The organism is Elusimicrobium simillimum, from assembly GCF_049639735.1.
GTDB classification, from domain to species: Bacteria; Elusimicrobiota; Elusimicrobia; order Elusimicrobiales; family Elusimicrobiaceae; genus Elusimicrobium; species Elusimicrobium simillimum.
In genome coordinates this window covers 14,084-31,685 of the sequence record NZ_JBEVVA010000003.1, presented here as the reverse complement: position 1 = coordinate 31,685, position 17,602 = coordinate 14,084, and the positions used below count along the sequence as shown (strand labels likewise).

Genomic DNA, 17,602 nt, shown 5'->3' with positions numbered 1-17,602 from the left:
AATGGCTGATTTTAAAACATACCCAGTAGAGAAGATTAGAAACATCGGTATTATCGCTCACATTGACGCGGGTAAAACCACCACATCCGAACGTATTCTGTATTACACAGGTAAAACCCACAAAATCGGTGAAACGCACGACGGCGCGTCCGTAACCGACTGGATGGAACAGGAAAGAGAAAGAGGTATTACAATTACCGCTTCCGCTATTTTCTGCGTTTGGAAAGACTGCCAGCTTAACATTATTGACACCCCCGGCCACGTGGACTTCACGGCCGAGGTTGAACGTTCACTTCGCGTTTTAGACGGCGCCATCACATGTTTTGACGGCGTGCAGGGCGTGGAACCCCAGTCTGAAACAGTTTGGCGTCAGGCTGACAAATACCATGTTCCCAGAATTGCTTATATTAACAAGATGGACAGAATCGGCGCCAGCTTTGAAAAATCTTATATGTCTATAAGAGAAAAGCTTGGTGCTAACGCTGCCCCTATTCAGTACCCTATCGGCGCGGAAGACCAGTTTAAAGGCGTGGTTGACCTTATTACTATGAAAGCTTTAATATGGGAAGGCGACCATACGGGCGCCCCTTTTGCGGAACATGAAATTCCCTCGGATATTAAAGACGAATGCGAAGCGCTCAGAACAGAACTTATTGAAAAAATAGCTGATTTTGACGAAGCTCTTATGGAACGCTATTTAAACGGTGAAACCAACTTTACCGTTGAAGAAATAAGAGCCGCCATAAGAAAAGGCACATTAACGGGTAAGTTTTTCCCTGTTACATGCGGTTCTTCTTACAAGAACAAAGGTGTGCAGCCGCTTTTAGACGCGGTTACATATTACCTGCCCTCACCTAACGATTTGCCTGCTGTCAAAGGCACAAACCCCGATACAGGTGAAGCTATTGAAAGAAAACTTGTAAAGACAGAGCCTTTCAGTGCGCTGCTTTTCAAAATTCAGACAGACCCTTACGTTGGTAAATTATCATTCTTCCGCATTTACTCAGGCACATTGAGCGCGGGTGACACAATTTACTTCCCGGGCAAAAACGCCACGGAACGCGTGGGCCGCATCATGCGTATGCACGCGGACAAACGTGAAGAGGTTAAATATCTTGAAGCCGGCGAAATCGCCGCCACAGTAGCTTTAAAAAACGCTCAGGTGGGGCAGACAATTTGCTCACCCGATAATCCAATCATGCTGGAAAGTCTTACATTCCCTGAGCCTGTTATTCAAATTGCTGTTGAGCCTAAGTCTAAAGATGACGAAGAAAAAATGGGCAACGCCTTATCAAGGTTAGCCGAAGAAGACCAGACATTCCGTATTAAAACGGATGAAGAAACCAACCAAACCATTATTTCAGGTATGGGTGAACTTCACTTGGACATCATTGTTGACCGTATGAAGAGAGAGTTCAACGTACAGGCTAACGTGGGCAAACCGCAGGTTGCTTACAGAGAAACTATAACCAGAACAGTTGAAAACGAAACCAAATACGTCAGGCAGTCCGGCGGCCGCGGTCAGTATGGCCACGTAGTGCTTAGACTTGAACCTAACGAAAAAGGTAAAGGTTTTGAGTTTATCAACGAAATCACACAGGGCCGTATTCCTAAAGAATACATTCCCGCCATTGAAAAAGGCGCCAAAGAAGCCACAGATACAGGCGCTCTGGCCGGGTACCCGCTGGTTGATATTAAAGTAGCCGTAATAGACGGCTCTTTCCATGAAGTTGACTCTTCAGAAATGGCGTTTAAAATCGCCGCTTCCATGTGTTTAAAAGAAGGCGCCAAGAAGGCCGGCGCTGTTATCTTAGAACCTATCATGAAAGTAGAAGTTGTCGCCCCGGAAGCCAACCTTGGCGATATCATAGGTGATTTAAGCGCAAGACGCGCACAGATAGGCGAAATGGGTATGAGAACCAACGTCCGCTTTGTAAGAGCGGAAGTGCCTTTATCTGAAATGTTCGGTTACGCTACAACAGTACGCTCACTTTCACAAGGCAGAGCCAGCTTTACGATGGAACCCAGCCACTACGCTGAAGTTCCTGCTAACGTAGCAAAAACAATTATTGAGAAGAAAACAGAAGCTGTAAAAGCTTAGGAGATTATAATATGGCAAAGGAAAAATTTGTAAGAACGAAGCCACACGTAAACGTAGGCACAATTGGACACGTTGACCACGGTAAAACGACATTAACGACAGCGTTAACGAAGGTATTAGCAAAAGAAGGCAAAGCAAAAGAGATGGGTTACGCTGATATCGCCAAAGGCGGTGTAGTAAGAGACGCGTCAAAGATCGTAACGGTAGCGGTATCACACGTTGAGTACGAATCAGACAAAAGACACTACGCGCACATTGACTGTCCGGGTCACGCAGACTATATTAAGAACATGATCACGGGCGCGGCGCAGATGGACGGCGCGATATTAGTAGTATCAGCGCAAGACGGTCCTATGCCTCAGACGAGAGAGCACGTATTGTTAGCCAAGCAGGTAAACGTACCTAAGCTGGTAGTGTTCTTAAACAAAGTAGATTTAGCGGACGCTGATTTATTAGACCTCGTAGAAATGGAAGTACGCGAACTTTTAAGCAAATATGAATTTGACGGTGACAATACGCCGGTGGTAAAAGGTTCAGCTCTTAAAGCCATTGAGGGCGACAGCAGCGAAATTGGTGAACCTTCAATTAAAAGACTTTTAGACGCGTTGGACACATGGATCCCTGAGCCTAAGAGAGAAACGGACAAACCGTTCCTTATGGCAGTGGAAGACGTGTTCTCCATCACAGGCCGCGGCACAGTAGCCACAGGCAGAATTGAGAGAGGTGTCGTAAAAGTAGGCGATACGATAGAGATAATAGGTTTTAGAGACACAATGAACACAGTAGCTACGGGTATAGAAATGTTCCGCAAACTGCTTGACCAGGGTGAAGCGGGCGACAACGTAGGTGTGTTGCTTAGAGGTGTTGAAAAGAACCAGATAGAAAGAGGGCAGGTATTAGCTGCTCCTAAATCAATCAAACCGCACACGCAGTTTAAAGGGCAGGTCTATATCTTGAAGAAAGATGAAGGCGGCAGACATACGCCGTTAACACCTGGTTACAAACCGCAGTTCTATTTTAGAACGACGGACGTAACGGGCGAGCTTGCATTTAGCGGCGACATGATAATGCCTGGTGATAACGCTGAAATAGAAGTAAAGCTTATTACTCCTGTAGCTATGGAAGAAGGCTTAAGGTTCGCAATCCGTGAGGGTGGCAGAACAGTAGGCGCAGGCGTAGTAACCAAAGTAATAGCGTAAAAGATTGAAAAAATAAAAGAGCGTTCCGTTAGGAACGCTCTTTTTTTACTTTGTAAAAAAGATTTTGAATATTTTAGCTTTGCTAAAATAACTGTTTCAAAATCATCTTATTAATACGGCCGTCCAGTTGGGCGGCCTTTTTTATCAATCAATCCCCAAATCTTTGAGTTATTTTACGTTTTTATTTTTTGACCACACCCCGTCCGCCCTTTGGGCTCCTCGCGCAAGTGTGCCCAAAAAATAAAAACGTAAACTAATCTCAAATCTTCGGGGCCCCTGGTAATTTAGCAACAAAAAAGCCCCGCCATCCGGCGGGGCTTTTTTGTTTGTAAACAACTCTTTTTTCGCTTCGCGTATCCAATGTGCCGCTCCCTTTGTTCGCTAGGGTTTCAATAATCGGAATAAAATTTCTTCGGCTTTTGGCGTCTTTTTGACTTTTCCGGTTTCAACACACGCACCGTGTTCCCGCACCAAGTGTGCTGAAACCGGAAAAGTCAAAAAGCCACTCAAACCCCTGTGAAATTCACTTCTATAACAGCACTAATAACGACATAAAACATAAGCAGATAAAAATATCGTGGCCCCAAAGAATGAAAAAATAAAAGAGCGTTCCGAATAGAATGCTCTTTTTGTTGTTAAAATACTTACTGTGCTTTTATTAATACAATATAGGCAGTTACCTCAGCGAAGTATGAACGTGAGGGTCACAAGCCAAAGCTAGGAGGAATTGAAGATATTAAAACCCCATGCTTGTAATTAAGCTTGAGCCCCTCACGGGCCTGCAGCCCTGAGGGAACGGCACTTGTTAGATACAACAAAAAGCCCGCACAATTGTGCGGGCTTTTTGTTGCAAATATACTAATTTAGTTCATATTCTGTTCTGTCACCGCTTGCTGTGGGGTTTTTGCCGCCGATAGCCGCGCAAAGCTGTTTGCCCTTGTCGTTGATTGCGGTACAAAAACGTTTGTTGTTTTTTGTTGTGTCATTAGTGTAGTTGGGGCCAAAAAATTGGATGTGATAGTCATACGCGCTGTTAACACGCCACGCGTAAGCATTTTCCGCCCCGCCTTCATCCAAAGAGTATTCAAAATTCTTTGTAATCAAAAGCTCCCCGCCGCCATCGGACGTGTCAACATTAGGTAATTCTATGTCTAAATCATCATACCAACATGAAGACTCGCTGTTGGCCAGCCTGCAGGCCAGGCCTGCTGTTTGTAATGCCTTTAATGTTGTCATAGCCTCCGCCGCGCGGGACTTTTCCACCGCTTTTGTATATTGCGGCAGCGCAATGGCGGCCAAAATGCCTATAATTAATACTACTACCAACAATTCAATTAATGTAAAACCTTTTTTCATATAAACTCCTTAATATATAATTATTAATGATACTTTTTTTGTGACGGGGTGTCTAGCGGCTTGTATAAAAGGACTATAAATACTAAAATATATAAATAGTAGATTATGCAACATTAAAACGCCAGCAGAAAGAGCGCTTTTTTGTTATAATATCTATAAGCGGAATATGCAGCCGCTTGCAAATGCTTCTAGAGGACAGATTCCCCGACGGGAAATGATGCCCTCAAGGGCGTTTATTCTATGTTAAGCATAAGTGTCGGCTAAGCCGCACTAACTATAATGTCCAATCGTACGGATACTTAAGAGGAACAAAATATGGCTAATGAAAGACTTACAATCGTGCTCTCATGCACAGAATGCAAAAATAAAAACTATTACTATGCCCGCGGCAAAAAGAAAGATTTTAAACTTGAAATGAACAAATTTTGCAAAGCCTGCGGTAAATCAACCAAGCATAAAGAAGGCAAAGCCAACTAATTGGTTTTAAGTTTTAGCAGTATTGTTTTTTGACAATTTAGATTTAGAGTCTGCGGCATTTTTATGCGAGAGCATAAAAAACGCTTAAAGATTTATGGGAGCGTCGGTTAACTGGTAAACCACTGGTCTCCAAAACCAGGACTGAAGGTTCGAGTCCTTCCGCTCCTGCCATTTTCTTCGGATTTTGGCTTATTTTCCATTTTTTCTTATGTTCGGATATGTCCGCGCTTCGCGTGTTACTTCGTAAATATACCGAACAACGAAGAAAATGAAAAATAAACTCAAACTCCTGTGAAAATCCGCGGGTTTGTGTATCCGCGTTTCTAATCTAAATAATTTGATGTAAACTCAGTAATAGAGAGAAAAATAATGAATAAAATAATAAAATTTTTCCACGAAGCCTACGGCGAACTTAAAAAGTCTAAATGGCTTAGCAGGCAGGAAGTTATACAATCCACAATATTAGTTTTTATAGTGGTGGCAATCGCTTCCGCTTATGTGGGCGCTATAGATTTTGGCCTTTCTAAAGTTATAGGTTATATTTTGGGCAGAGGAGCTTAACCATGTCTGAAAATAAAGCTTGGTACATAGTACACACCCAAACAGGGCACGAAGACAGAGTAAAAGAAAAAATTTTACTTCAGGCTGAAGTGCAAGGTTTTAACGACAGGATTTTACAGGTTTTGGTTCCTACCGAAGACGTGGTGGAAGTAAAACAAAACAAAAAAATCCAGAGAAAAAGAAAGTTTTTCCCCAGCTATGTTTTAGTTGAAATGGACATGACGAGCGAAGCCTACTGGTTTATACGCAATATTTCCGGCGTAACAGGCTTTCTTGGCGACCCTAACCCGGTTGCTTTGCCTGAGGAAGAAATTGCGGGTATTTTAGAGCTTACCCAGCCCGGCGATGGCAGACCTAAACACGTTATTGAGTTTGAAACCAACGAAAGCGTGCGCATTACAGAGGGTCCGTTTAAACATTTTATCGGCGTTGTGCAGGAAGTTAACAACCAGAAGACAAAGCTTAAAGTTATGGTTAACGTTTTTGACCGTTCCACCCCTGTAGAAGTAGATTTCTTACAGGTAGAAAAAATAAACTAATTTGATGTAACCCGGTTTAACATTTTAAGCCGGCTTACAAAAGAAGTAAACTCAAGGAGTAGTTAAATAGTATGGCAAAAGAGAAGAAAATAAAAGGTTATATTAAACTGCAAATTGGCGCAGGGTCAGCTAACCCGGCACCCCCGGTCGGTCCCGCTTTGGGCCAGCACGGCGTTAACATCATGGAGTTCTGCAAACAGTTTAATGCTAAAACCGCAAAATTAGAAAAAGGGATTAAGATTCCTGTAGTCATCTCAGTTTATGAAGACAGAACTTTCTCCTTCATCACAAAAATGCCGCCTATGGCTGTATTAATTGTTAAAAAGCTTGGCGCCGCCAAGGGTTCCGGTACACCCCATAAAGATAAAGTGGGCAAACTTACCCAAAAGCAGTGTGAAGAAATCGCCGCGGAAAAACTGCCCGATTTAAACACAAAAGACATCAAGCAAGCAGCTGAAATGGTAAAAGGCACAGCCCGCAGCATGGGTGTAGATATCGCAGGTTAGAAACGAAAGCAAGATTGTCGGAGGCTTTTATGAGAAAAGTTTTTCTTGGAATATTGTTTTTTAGTATGTTTTCCTCTTTTGGTTTGAATGCCAAAGAGTATAATTACAATAAAGAAAATGTTACGGAAAAACAAATGTCAGTTTTTAAAAGTATTTTATTAATTGACTCAAGTATTGAATTGAATATAAAATTTTATAACAGTTTTTCTGATGATTGGTCCGTTAATCGGTATTTTATTCATACAGAAAAATATTCATACCAAAAAGATAAGAAATTTGGTTGTTTTGATATTAAATTCAACAGACATTCTCCTAATATGCCAAAGATGGACTACGCATGGTTGTGTACAGAAGTAAATTATAATGATGAAAAGGTTATTTACCCTATCACAAAAAAAACGTTCTGGCAAAAATTAAGAACAGTAAAACAGTGAGGCAGCGGGGTTGTCCCCGCGTTAGGACCTTTAATAAGGAGACAGTATGGGAAAAAGAATTGAAGCAGCAAGAAAAAATGTAGACGTTAAAAAACAGTATTTACTGCCTGAAGCGGTAGCTATAGTTAAAGACAACGCAAAAGCTAAGTTTGACGAAACAGTTGAACTTCACGTTGCCTTAGGCGTCGATACCAAAAAAGCAGACCAGCAGGTTAGAAGCACGGTAGTTTTACCTAACGGCACAGGCAAAACCAAAAGAATCGCCGTAGTAGCCAAAGGTGAAAAAGCTAAAGAAGCCCAAGACGCCGGCGCGGACATTGTAGGCGGTGACGATATTATTGAAGAAGTTATGGCAGGTAAAATTAACTTTGACGTACTTCTTTCAACACCCGACACAATGAAAGACCTTTCCAAAGCGGCAAAGGTGCTTGGCCCCCGCGGCTTAATGCCTAACCCCAAAAGCGGTACTGTTACATTTGATCTTGCCACAGCTATTAAAGAATTAAAAGCAGGCAGAATTGAATTTAAAGCAGACGCGTATGGTATAGTTCACACAATCGTAGGCAAAACAAGCTTTGACGCGGATAAATTAGCCGCTAATATCAAAGCCGTTATGGATACAATCCTCAGAATTAAACCCGCAACTGCAAAAGGCCAGTATGTTAAAAGCGTAAGCGTCAGCTCAACCATGGGCCCCGGCGTACGCGTAGACTCCAACAAAATATAAGTAACTCTTTTGCAAACTAAAAGCCCCGCCTAATGGCGGGGCTTTTTTGTATACCGTTGAAAATGACCGGCCTTGCGGGGGTGTTCAAAAAAGGTTCTACTGGGGAACAAAAAGTGTGTTAGTAATTGGTAATAAGAAAATGCAATTTAACTGCGCTAATGTTGCCTTTGCCACGCAAAGCGTAACAACCCAAGCGGTAGATGTTTACGTCGCGGCTTTGAAGCCGCTCCTCAACATGACAACTTTTTTATTAAACCCAAAAACAAAACAGCAAGAAAAGTACATGTTAGGGCAAGGTATTGACAAACAGCCGTTTTCTCCCTTTTGTAAAGGGAGTACGGCGCAGCCGGGAGGGATTTAATGAAGCGAGGTACGAGCTTTGCCGCGTAGTAGCGGAGCGAAGACGGGCGCAATTAATTAATGCCGTTATATTTTCTCCCCTTTATCAAAAGGGGAGTACCCGCAAAGCGGGGGTAGGGTTATAAATGCCGTTATAAAATAAAGTGCCGTTCCCTCAGCGAGGTACGAGCGTGAGGGGACCAAGTAAATTTTCAGCTAAGTTTGTATATATTAATACCGCGCTATTTCAGCATATCCCCAAAAGTTAGCTTAACCTAAAACATATATCAATACCTCCTAAAATGATAAAATATTTATAAGCTTAAAATCACAAGTGTTGCCTGCGCGCAGGGCTAGCAAGCCCGCTACGCAGCCGCTTGTATAAAGCTTATACTAAACCGGAGATATATATGGCAAAAATAGACGTTACCACACGTAACTTAATGCTGGACAGCTTAAGACAATACGCCAAAAATAATATTTCGTTCAACTTCCTTAGAGAACACGACGAGAAAAATGAAATCCCCCTCAGTCTTATTAAAGACATGTACGACCCCAATGTTTTGGGCGTTCATCTTCTTTTAATCCCCATAGAATACGGCGGCCTTGCAGGCAGCACAACAGACATTTACAGAATTTGTGAAGAACTTGCCAGGATTGATCTTGGCATAGGCACATCTGTATTCGCTACATTTTTAGGTTCTGACCCGCTTAACGTTGGCGGCACCCAGGAACAAAAGGCCAAATGGTTTGGCAAAATAGCCAGCGAACAACTTTTAGTAGCGTACGGCGCCACAGAGGCCGACGCCGGCAGTGACCTTGTGTCGCTCCGCACCCGCGCCGAACACGTTGTAGAAAACGGCGTACTTAAAGGCTATAAAATCACAGGCAGCAAAATGTGGATTTCTAATGGCGGCGTGGCCGATATTTACACAGTTTTAGCCATAGCCCCCGGCGGCCCGTCATGGTTTATTATGGAGAAGGGCGCACCCGGTTTTACCCAGGACGCGCACGAAGATAAGCACGGCATCAGGCTGTCAAACACAACAGGCCTTTCCTTTGACGAAGTTTTTGTACCTGTCGAAAACCTTATCGGTCTTAAAGAAGGCCAAGGGTTATTACAGGCGCAGGCCGTATTCGGCTACACCCGTTTGATGGTGGCCGCTTTCGGTTTAGGCGCGGGCGAAGAAGCTGTAGAAACAGCCGTTCAGTATGCCCAGCAGCGTGTGCAGGCGGGCAGCCCGCTGGTTGATAAACAAGGCTATATGCTCAAGTTTATTACGCCGCACTATATCCGCTTTGAAGCCGTAAGGTCTTACATTGACTGGGTTGCCAAACAGTTAGACGTTAACAACCACGGCCTTGCTACAGAGGGCGCGATAGCAAAATACTACGCTACCGAAGAGGGCAACAACGCGGCCGAGCACGCCATACAGGCGCTTGGCGGCTTTGGCTATACTAAAGAATTTTCCGTAGAAAAAATAAAAAGGGACGTTAAAATTACCTGCATTTATGAGGGCACCAGCGAAGTTATGGAAATGACCATTTACCGCGGGCGCTGGCAGGAACATTTAAAAAGCCGCGGCCAGTATTACATAAACATGGCTGCAGAAATGGACGCCGCCCACGCCAAAAACCCTAATGTAGGCGCGGACAGCGTAGCCTTAGGTTTAAAAGCCTTGGCAAGAATACTTGAAGAATGCAGACTGCAAAAACTTACGAGGCACCAGTTTGTTACATTTAAACTTGGCGAACTTATTTCTAACGCCGAAGTGGCCTATATCTTTGCCAAAGACTGCGCCGAAGGTAAAATTACCGAGGGCTCCCGCTTTGACCTTGCCACATTACAAACAATGTCACGTGTTTTGGCGAGAGAGATGGCTTTTGACGTCGCTTCAAAAGGTTTAAAATACGTACTTGGCGCGGGCAACGCAAACGCGGCGCAGATGAGCCAGGACGTAAACCTTATTGCTATAGAAGACAAAATGCGCGGTATTATTGAAGACAGTGATACAGTATCACTCAAATTAAAAGAACTTTTCAAAAAATAGGAACGAATATGAATATAGTTGTTTGCATAAAACAAGTGCCGGACTCAACCCAGGTAAAAGTTGACCCTAAGACAGGCACATTAATACGCGCGGGCGTACCCAGCATTTTAAACCCGTATGACCACTATGCTCTTGAGCAGGCCATAGCTATCAAGGCAAAAACAGGCGCCACGGTTACCGTTTTATCCATGGGCCCGGCGCAGGCATTGGCGGTTATACGCTTAGCCTTAGCTTTAGGCGCGGATAGAGGCATTTTACTTTCAGGCCGCGAGTTCGCGGGCTCTGACACATGGGCAACATCTTACGCTTTGGCCCAGGCTATTAAAAAAATAGGCAAAACTGATTTAGTGCTTTGCGGCCAAATGGCAATTGACGGCGACACCGCCCAAACAGGCCCCGGCATAGCATACCACTTAGACATGCCCCAAATTACATTTTGCACCGCTGTAGACTCTGACGGCAGAAAAGCTGTTGTAAGTAAACTTATTGACGGCGGGCACCAGGTAATGGAAGCTGACCTTCCGGCCCTTATCACAACAACAATGCCGCATGATTACCAGGCCAAATACCCGTCATTCTTAGGCGCTTTTCACGCGCAGGAAAAACCTGTGGAAACATGGGGCGCGGCGGATATTAACGCCGACGCTAAAAAGCTTGGCTTAGACGGCTCGCCCACACGCGTGGGCCGCATTTTCCCGCCGCCGGCCAGGGCAAAAGGCGAGATTTTTACAGGCTCCGCGCCTGACCTTGCCGCCAGAATAGTGGACATTTTGAGAAAGGAGAGTTTGATTAAATGATTAACATAGGTTCTAATTGTATAGGCTGCGGCAAATGCGTACGCACATGCCCCTTTGGCGCGCTTACCATGGTGGATAAAAAGGCCGTGGTCAACTCTTCCTGCACAATGTGCGGCGCTTGTATACCCGAGTGCCCCATAAAGTGCATTACCATGCCCGCGCAGGCGGGCCCGGCGGCTGATATATCCGCCTACAAAGGCGTTTGGATTTTTATGGAAGTTATAACCGAGGGCGCTGTGCAAAAAATACGCCCCGTAGGTTATGAGCTGTTAAGCAAAGGGCGTGAGCTGGCCGCTTCTTTAGGCGAAGAATTATGCGCTGTTGTAATTGGCGATAGCATGCAAAATTCTTTTGCTGAAATTTCCTCATACGGCGCCAGCAAAATTTACAGTGTAAACGGCGCGGGTTATAAAGATTATAATACCGACGCTTACGCTAACGCCATGATACAGTTGATTAAAAAATATAAACCCAGCATTGTTTTGTTCCCGTCAACATATGTGGGCAGAGATTTATCGCCAAGAATATCATCTGAAATATTTGTAGGTTTAACAGCCGACTGTACCGCGCTTTCAATAAACGCGGACCGCAATTTGGTGCAAACACGTCCCGCTTTTGGCGGCAATATTATGGCGGATATTTTAACGCCTAACCACCGCCCGCAAATGGCCACCGTAAGACCTAATGTAATGAAGAAAGAAGTTTCGGCCCCCGGCGCGAATGCGGCGGTGATTGAAGAGGCTATCGCCATTACACCCAAAGCTGCCAGAGTAAGAATACTTAATAAACACATTGACCCTGTTAACGAAAGCGAGAAGCTGGATGAGGCGGAAGTTATAATTTCCGGCGGCAGAGGAATGAAGACGGAAGTCGGTTTTAGCTTGCTTGGTGATTTGGCCAAAGAACTTGGCGGAGCGGTTGGCGCAAGCAGAGCGGCCATAGACCTTGGCTTAATTGAAAAAGAAAAACAGGTTGGCCAAAGCGGCGTTACCGTACGCCCCAAACTTTACGTAGCGTGCGGCATAAGCGGCGCGGTACAGCATACCGTGGGTATGGACGCATCCGACACTATCATTGCCATTAACAAAGACCCGCAGGCGCCTATATTTAACGTCTGTAAGTTTGGTATAGTGGGCGACGCGCACCAGATACTGCCAAAAGTAATAGAAGAAGTTAAAAAATCTAAATAAAAAAAGCCCCGCTCAAATGAGCGGGGGTTTTTATATTTTTATTTCTTATTCCACGGCACACCAGCTTTCACTTTTGAGCGTTTTTTTATTTTCTTGACCTTGCCGTACGCTTCGCTTTTAAGTACTGTCTGCGGTCAAGAAAATAAAAAACCACTTCAAAATTGAAAGCGATGGATAAATGAAGTGTGGCACACTTCTGTTATGGATCTATGTATTCACCCTCACCCCAGCCCTCTCCCTCGGAAGGGCGAGGGGATAAAAACCACTCAAAATCCTGTGAAATTCAGTAACACAACGACACTTATTTTTATTGCTTGAGACCCTCACGCTCGTGCCTCGCTGAGGGAACAGCTAACAGCACTTATTTTAGTTCCTCCCCCTCTTACGGGGGAGGAAGTTTTGACGCGGTGTTTTTTGCGAAGCAAAATGCGGCAAAGCAGGTGAGGGTATTTTTGCCGTAAGTGTTGATTATCTGAATCTACCCTCTTGGAAGTCTTTTACCATTTGCGCTATTTCCGGGCGCTTGAATTTGGTGACAAGCTGCACCGCGTCGTATTCGCGGTGGTTGAAGGAGGACTCGCTAAATATATACTGCTTACGCAAGTCTATTTTAGGAAAGCCGAGTAAAAACTTAACAATCTCAGGCTTTTCATAATGTATTGCCGCCGTAAGCAGTGTATGGCGTTCAAAGGTGTGGTGGTCTAACATGCGGTAATAGTATTTATTAATTTTCTTCTCGCCGCTTTTAATAATAAACTTTTTTACTTTTTCGGTTTCGCCGTTTTGTATGTAATCAAGCACGTAGTTATCGCCAAAGCTTTTATGCATTTTTACTATCATAAAAAGCGCGGGCAGCGCCATTAGCATTTGCATGTAAAAGCGCAGGTCCTGCGGTCTTAAGTATTTGGCTATGTTAGCTAACAATGTGCTCTCCTATTTACAATTGGCGGCCGCGTATAAAATAGCTGCTACCATACTTTCGGGGTCGGCCTCATTCTTACCCGCTATATCAAAGGCGGTGCCATGTGTGGGCGACGTTCTTACAAACGGCAGGCCGTAGGTAACGTGTACTATAGGTTCCTGCGCCGCCAGTTTTAGGCCTATCATAGCCTGGTCATGATACATACATATTATACCGTCAAAAGCGCCTTTTGTGTGTTTGGTCCAAAGCGCGTCTACTGATATTGGGCCCTGGACATTTAGGCCCTCTTTTTTAAGTACAGTTACCGCGGGGCGGATAATCTCGTTCTCTTCTTGTCCCAGCTTGCCGCCGTCGCCTGCATGCGGGTTAATGGCCGCTATGCCGATGCGGGGCTTTTTAATGCCTTTAGCGGTAAGCGCTTTTTCAAATAAATGCGCGGCGTGTATAATTTTTTTAGTGGTAATTTCTTTAGATAAATCTTTAATAGCAAAGTGTTCTGATACTAAAGCCACGTTTAATTTACCCGTGGTAAACATCATAAGCACGCGTTCAAGCTTTGCAAATTCTTTTAAAAATTCCGTGTGTCCGGTAAATTTTACGCCGGCCATATTCCAAGATTCTTTAGAAACAGGCGCGGTTACCATAGCTTTAACTTCCCCTTTTGATGTTAAGCGCGAGGCCATGGCAACGGCGTTAAAAGACGTAAGCCCGCCGTATATTGTGGGGCACGGTTCTGCGGGTAAAGCGCCGCTGAGTACCGCGGCGGTGTCTACAACAGTCCCCATGTCAGGCGTAAAACCAGCTTTTATAAGGGCGCTTTTATCACCTATTACTACGGGGGTGCACACGTTTTTTACGAGCGCGTTTTTTAATGCTTTTACTACAATTTCGGGCCCTATACCCAGAGGGTCGCCAGAGGTTATTGCTATTAACGGTTTCATTGCTTGTTCCTTTTAAAGTTAAAAAGGCTCTTAAACTTTTATATTTAAGAGCCTTTTACGTTTTATTGTTAATCACAAAAAACTATTTTTTAGGCTCTTCCTTTTTTACTTCTTTTTTAGGTTCTTCTTTATTGGCTGCGGCTTCTAAAGCTGTAAAGTCTTTATTAATTTTAATCTCGGCTTTGGAATGCAGGTCTTTAATATAATCTGTAATGGCTGTCTGTATTCTCTGCCCGGCTATATATTGGCCGAACTCACGGGCTGTTTTGTCAAAGGTTACTTCCTCGGCCGCGGCCTTTTCTTTAATTCTGACTATATGGAAGCCGGCGTCTGTTTTAATAACGTCGCTTGTTTTGCCTACGTCTAAAGAAAACGCTTTGTCTTCAAGGTTTTTAACTTCTTTAGGCAGTGTGCCTTTAACTAAAATCATGTCGCCGCCGGTCTGCATGCTTGCTTTATCGTCAGAGTATTTAAGCACCGCGTCTGAGAATGAGGCGCCAGCGTCAAGTTCTTTTTTAATTTCTTTGGCTTTGGCTTCTTTTTCTTTCAGTTCCGCCGCTGTCATTGTTTTGGGGGCTGATACAAATATGTGGCCTACTTTTACTTTAGGGGCGGCCATTTGGCTAAGGCGCGCCGCTATGTCTTCTACTTCCTGCTTATGTTGTTTGTCGGTAATTTTGGCAATCTTTTTTGTGTCTTTATCCATAACGGCCTTAACTTCATTAAACAGGCCTCTGGCGTCTTCTTCGGTTACAGGCGTAACTTTGCTTACTATAACTGTTTCAACAAATTTTCTGGACATAATCTGCTTGGTCAGGCGGTCTTTAAACTGTTTAAGGCTGAGGCCTTCTTTTTTAAGTTCCGCTTCAAAAAGTTTGTTGATGTCTTTATCGTTGCGTTTTTTGCCTGTTTTAGGGTCTGTGTCGGGGATTAACTGTTTTTTAGCGGCGTTAAGCGCTTCGGTAATTTCCTCGTCACGGGCTTTTACGCCTTCTTTTTCGGCGGCTTGGTAAAGCAGCTCGTCGTTAACCATTTGTTCCAAAATTTCCTGCTCCAGTTTAAGCTGGGCTAAAGGGTTTTCCATAAGCTGCGGCGCGGCAAGCTTATACTGCGCTACGTAAGCATTGGATACCTTGTCAAAATCTGACTGTAAAATAGGTTTACCGTTTACTGTGGCTACGGCGGCGTCTAATACAACCGCGCCCGCGTTGGCGCACATAAAAATGAGAGCGGCCGCAACTGCTAAAAATTTATTCCTGTTCATATTTTTTATATACCTCTACTTTATATTTTTCAGATAAAGAATTTAAATAGTCATCCAGCTTTTTTTGTTCTATTATCATGGCAATTCTGGGTTCTGCGTTTTTTTTGTTAATACGTTCTTCTTTCACTTTATATATTATATGAAATCCGCGCGGAGACTTGAAGAAACCTTGTACGGAGTTTGACGGGGTGTTAGCAACCGCGTTTTCAATCTCCGTTATAAACTCGCCCGGTATTATTGATACCGTTTTGCCTTTGTCGGCGTTTTCCACAGGGTCCATGCCAAACCTTTTGGCAAGTTCTATAAAACGTTTTTCCCTGTTGGCGCTGCTGGTGGCCTTTAGCTCCCTAAGTACTACGTTGGCGTCGTCCGCTTTGGCTAAAAGCATGTGCCTTATGGTAAATTCATAGGGGTATTTTTTGGCGTAATCGTCTATTTCTTTTTTTGTGGCTTTTATTGTGCCCTTTTCTTTAAGCTCTTCCAGCCACATGTTCATAAGAGTTTGCTGTTTAAGCATTTCAAGGCTTCTGTCAAAAGACTTTTGTATGTCCGCAACGGTTTTTGTGTACTTTTCGCTTCCGGCGGTGTCGGAGTTCTGTGCGGCGGTTTGCATAAGGCGTTCGCGCACCATAATGTTAAGCATGTTATCTTTGCCAAAATCAGTAGCTAAAAACTTTTTATAAGACGCGTCTTCCCCGGCTAGCGCGGCGTCAAAATCCTTCTGTAGGATAAAAGTATTGTCCACTCTGGCCAAGGCGTCCTGCGGGACAGGCGCGGGAACTTCCTTATTGCAGGAAAACCCGAGAATCAACAGTCCCAGAGGTAAAACAATAAATTTTCTCATATAATTAATTTACCATTTTTGAAAGTTCTTTTACAGCAGTATTATTTGTATTTTAATATAATAGATTTAATGACGACTAAACGCCTGTTCTGGCTGCTTTTTTTTATAAACCTGTTTAACTATATAGACAGGCAGATGCTGTTTGCCGTTTTTCCGTTGGTTAAGGCGGACCTTGGCTTAAGCGACGCGCAGCTGGGCAGTTTAGCCTCGGCATTTATGGTGGTGTATATGGTGTACGCCCCGGTGGCCGGGTATTTTGCGGACAGAACGCCCAGGCAATATTGGATGGGCGCCAGCGCGGTTTTGTGGAGTGTGGCCACTTCTCTTACAGCTTTTACGGGCAACTTTAAACAACTTCTTACCGCCCGCAGTTTAATAGGCGTAGGCGAGGCGGGCTTTACCACAGTGGCACAGGGTTACTTGGCCGAACAGTATCCCCGTGACAGACGGGCCAGAATACTGGCGGCGTTTGGGTTGGCTTTGCCGCTTGGCAGCGCGTTAGGTTATTTTTTAGGCGGGCTTTTGGGCGACCATTTTGGCTGGCGTGCGGCGTTTATGGCGCTGGGTATACCCGGGTTTTTCCTGGGTTTGCTTGCTGTTTTTAAAATTAAAGACGCAAGAAAGTTTGTAGAAGGGCAGTATGAAAAACCAAAGCTTATAGGCTATTGGATTTTGCTTAAAAATAAAAGTTTTATTTTTATTTGCCTTGCGCAGGCTTTTGCCACTTTTATTGTGGGCGGGCTGGCGGCGTGGCTGCCAACGTATTTTAACAGGTTTTTTGGTTATAGTGTGGCTAAGTCCAGCATGCTCTTTGGCATTATGATAATTTTGGGCGGTGCGCTGGGCACATTTTTGGGCGGGCAGATAGCTGATAGGCTGCTTAAAAAAACGCACAGAGCGTATTTTGTGACGGCGGGTACCAGTTTTATTTTAGCCATGCCTTTTGCCGTGCTGGCTGTAATGGTGTCCAGTTTTAAATTGTCGCTGTTTTTCTTTTTTGTGGCTATAATGTTTGCCTCTATGCAGACGGGGCCGCTTAACGCGGCTATTGTAAATACAACGTCGCGCGTAATGCGCTCAATGGCGTTTGCTTTAAATATTTTTATAATACACGCCCTTGGCGACGCCATATCGCCCATGATCATAGGTAAAGTGTCTGACTTGACTGATTTAAGAATAGCTATTTTGGTATGTTTGCTGGCCGTAGTGCCTGCCAGCATATTCTGCGCTTTGGCCGGATATACGGCAAAGAAACAATCGAATTAGTTTTATCCGGATTTTTGTGGGCCCAAAGACCTATATGTTTTTAGGTCTTTGGGCCCATGTTTTTTGATTGATTAAATATTATTCTTTT

Annotated in this window: 18 protein-coding genes and 1 tRNA gene; 14 read left to right on the top strand and 5 right to left on the bottom strand. The window is 44.1% G+C overall.

What is annotated here, in order from left to right; translation table 11 throughout:
• The first annotated feature begins 1 nt into the window (after position 1).
• Together fusA and tuf are read left to right on the top strand one after the other, a co-directional pair.
• Complete coding sequence (gene fusA, locus AAIR98_RS00750; RefSeq protein WP_423970369.1) at positions 2-2,101, top strand: elongation factor G; 2,100 nt, start codon at positions 2-4, stop codon at positions 2,099-2,101.
• Positions 2,102-2,112: 11 nt separating this feature from the next.
• Entirely contained in the window at positions 2,113-3,300 is a 1,188-nt protein-coding gene (tuf, locus tag AAIR98_RS00745; RefSeq protein ID WP_423970368.1) for an elongation factor Tu, read from the top strand.
• Between the two features lie 858 nt (positions 3,301-4,158).
• On the opposite strand, the gene AAIR98_RS00740 is transcribed toward tuf, so the two are convergent.
• Positions 4,159-4,656, bottom strand: a complete 498-nt coding sequence (locus tag AAIR98_RS00740) for a type IV pilin protein (protein ID WP_423970367.1) — start codon at positions 4,654-4,656, stop codon at positions 4,159-4,161.
• 315 nt (positions 4,657-4,971) lie between these two features.
• On the opposite strand from AAIR98_RS00740, the gene rpmG reads away from it, so the two are divergent.
• The 11 genes from rpmG to AAIR98_RS00685 all read left to right on the top strand — a co-directional run bounded on the left by rpmG (position 4,972) and on the right by AAIR98_RS00685 (position 12,277).
• Positions 4,972-5,133 (top strand): 50S ribosomal protein L33, encoded by a 162-nt coding sequence (gene rpmG, locus AAIR98_RS00735; protein WP_423970366.1) that lies wholly within the window; start codon positions 4,972-4,974, stop codon positions 5,131-5,133.
• 96 nt (positions 5,134-5,229) lie between these two features.
• A tRNA-Trp gene (locus AAIR98_RS00730) sits at positions 5,230-5,304 on the top strand.
• Positions 5,305-5,502: 198 nt separating this feature from the next.
• The gene (gene secE, locus AAIR98_RS00725; protein ID WP_423970365.1) at positions 5,503-5,694 is read left to right on the top strand and encodes a preprotein translocase subunit SecE; all 192 of its coding nucleotides are present in this window, start codon (positions 5,503-5,505) and stop codon (positions 5,692-5,694) included.
• Positions 5,695-5,696: 2 nt separating this feature from the next.
• Entirely contained in the window at positions 5,697-6,233 is a 537-nt protein-coding gene (gene nusG, locus AAIR98_RS00720; protein ID WP_423970364.1) for a transcription termination/antitermination protein NusG, read from the top strand.
• A gap of 71 nt (positions 6,234-6,304) precedes the next feature.
• Positions 6,305-6,739, top strand: a complete 435-nt coding sequence (rplK, locus tag AAIR98_RS00715) for a 50S ribosomal protein L11 (protein ID WP_423970363.1) — start codon at positions 6,305-6,307, stop codon at positions 6,737-6,739.
• 29 nt (positions 6,740-6,768) lie between these two features.
• A complete protein-coding gene (locus tag AAIR98_RS00710) occupies positions 6,769-7,173 on the top strand; it encodes a hypothetical protein (protein ID WP_423970362.1) in 405 nt (134 codons plus the stop codon).
• A gap of 46 nt (positions 7,174-7,219) precedes the next feature.
• The gene (gene rplA / locus AAIR98_RS00705; protein ID WP_423970361.1) at positions 7,220-7,900 is read left to right on the top strand and encodes a 50S ribosomal protein L1; all 681 of its coding nucleotides are present in this window, start codon (positions 7,220-7,222) and stop codon (positions 7,898-7,900) included.
• A 46-nt stretch (positions 7,901-7,946) separates the two neighbouring features.
• Positions 7,947-8,261 carry a hypothetical protein gene (locus tag AAIR98_RS00700; RefSeq protein ID WP_423970360.1) on the top strand — a complete coding sequence of 105 codons (315 nt, stop codon included), beginning with the start codon at positions 7,947-7,949 and terminating at the stop codon, positions 8,259-8,261.
• Positions 8,262-8,649: 388 nt separating this feature from the next.
• Positions 8,650-10,290 (top strand): acyl-CoA dehydrogenase family protein, encoded by a 1,641-nt coding sequence (locus tag AAIR98_RS00695; protein WP_423970359.1) that lies wholly within the window; start codon positions 8,650-8,652, stop codon positions 10,288-10,290.
• An 8-nt stretch (positions 10,291-10,298) separates the two neighbouring features.
• A complete protein-coding gene (locus AAIR98_RS00690; RefSeq protein WP_423970358.1) occupies positions 10,299-11,087 on the top strand; it encodes an electron transfer flavoprotein subunit beta/FixA family protein in 789 nt (262 codons plus the stop codon).
• On the top strand, positions 11,084-12,277 hold the full coding sequence (locus AAIR98_RS00685; protein WP_423970357.1) for an FAD-binding protein: 1,194 nt from the start codon (positions 11,084-11,086) through the stop codon (positions 12,275-12,277). The genes AAIR98_RS00690 and AAIR98_RS00685 overlap by 4 nt, the downstream gene beginning before the upstream one ends.
• 468 nt (positions 12,278-12,745) lie before the next feature.
• Here AAIR98_RS00685 and AAIR98_RS00680 read toward each other — a convergent pair whose 3' ends face one another.
• From AAIR98_RS00680 to AAIR98_RS00665, 4 genes are all read right to left on the bottom strand, one after another.
• Complete coding sequence (locus AAIR98_RS00680; RefSeq protein WP_423970356.1) at positions 12,746-13,201, bottom strand: hypothetical protein; 456 nt, start codon at positions 13,199-13,201, stop codon at positions 12,746-12,748.
• A 9-nt stretch (positions 13,202-13,210) separates the two neighbouring features.
• Positions 13,211-14,140 (bottom strand): 4-hydroxythreonine-4-phosphate dehydrogenase PdxA, encoded by a 930-nt coding sequence (pdxA, locus tag AAIR98_RS00675; RefSeq protein WP_423970355.1) that lies wholly within the window; start codon positions 14,138-14,140, stop codon positions 13,211-13,213.
• An 82-nt stretch (positions 14,141-14,222) separates the two neighbouring features.
• Positions 14,223-15,404, bottom strand: coding sequence for a peptidylprolyl isomerase (locus AAIR98_RS00670; protein ID WP_423970354.1), 1,182 nt, complete (start codon positions 15,402-15,404; stop codon positions 14,223-14,225).
• Positions 15,391-16,248, bottom strand: coding sequence for a peptidylprolyl isomerase (locus tag AAIR98_RS00665; RefSeq protein WP_423970353.1), 858 nt, complete (start codon positions 16,246-16,248; stop codon positions 15,391-15,393). Before AAIR98_RS00665 ends, AAIR98_RS00670 begins: the two co-directional genes overlap by 14 nt.
• Positions 16,249-16,317: 69 nt before the next feature.
• Here AAIR98_RS00665 and AAIR98_RS00660 point away from each other — a divergent pair, with 69 nt between their 5' ends.
• Positions 16,318-17,514, top strand: a complete 1,197-nt coding sequence (locus tag AAIR98_RS00660; protein ID WP_423970352.1) for a spinster family MFS transporter — start codon at positions 16,318-16,320, stop codon at positions 17,512-17,514.
• The last annotated feature ends 88 nt before the right edge of the window (positions 17,515-17,602 follow it).

Bases quoted from the DNA above. Each gene is read 5' to 3' on its own strand.
- fusA (WP_423970369.1), top strand. From the start codon at position 2: ATGGCTGATTTTAAAACATACCCAGTAGAGAAGATTAGAAACATCGGT.
- tuf (WP_423970368.1), top strand. From the start codon at position 2,113: ATGGCAAAGGAAAAATTTGTAAGAACGAAGCCACACGTAAACGTAGGC.
- AAIR98_RS00740 (WP_423970367.1), bottom strand. From the start codon at position 4,656: ATGAAAAAAGGTTTTACATTAATTGAATTGTTGGTAGTAGTATTAATT.
- rpmG (WP_423970366.1), top strand. From the start codon at position 4,972: ATGGCTAATGAAAGACTTACAATCGTGCTCTCATGCACAGAATGCAAA.
- secE (WP_423970365.1), top strand. From the start codon at position 5,503: ATGAATAAAATAATAAAATTTTTCCACGAAGCCTACGGCGAACTTAAA.
- nusG (WP_423970364.1), top strand. From the start codon at position 5,697: ATGTCTGAAAATAAAGCTTGGTACATAGTACACACCCAAACAGGGCAC.
- rplK (WP_423970363.1), top strand. From the start codon at position 6,305: ATGGCAAAAGAGAAGAAAATAAAAGGTTATATTAAACTGCAAATTGGC.
- AAIR98_RS00710 (WP_423970362.1), top strand. From the start codon at position 6,769: ATGAGAAAAGTTTTTCTTGGAATATTGTTTTTTAGTATGTTTTCCTCT.
- rplA (WP_423970361.1), top strand. From the start codon at position 7,220: ATGGGAAAAAGAATTGAAGCAGCAAGAAAAAATGTAGACGTTAAAAAA.
- AAIR98_RS00695 (WP_423970359.1), top strand. From the start codon at position 8,650: ATGGCAAAAATAGACGTTACCACACGTAACTTAATGCTGGACAGCTTA.
- AAIR98_RS00690 (WP_423970358.1), top strand. From the start codon at position 10,299: ATGAATATAGTTGTTTGCATAAAACAAGTGCCGGACTCAACCCAGGTA.
- AAIR98_RS00685 (WP_423970357.1), top strand. From the start codon at position 11,084: ATGATTAACATAGGTTCTAATTGTATAGGCTGCGGCAAATGCGTACGC.
- pdxA (WP_423970355.1), bottom strand. From the start codon at position 14,140: ATGAAACCGTTAATAGCAATAACCTCTGGCGACCCTCTGGGTATAGGG.
- AAIR98_RS00670 (WP_423970354.1), bottom strand. From the start codon at position 15,404: ATGAACAGGAATAAATTTTTAGCAGTTGCGGCCGCTCTCATTTTTATG.
- AAIR98_RS00665 (WP_423970353.1), bottom strand. From the start codon at position 16,248: ATGAGAAAATTTATTGTTTTACCTCTGGGACTGTTGATTCTCGGGTTT.
- AAIR98_RS00660 (WP_423970352.1), top strand. From the start codon at position 16,318: ATGACGACTAAACGCCTGTTCTGGCTGCTTTTTTTTATAAACCTGTTT.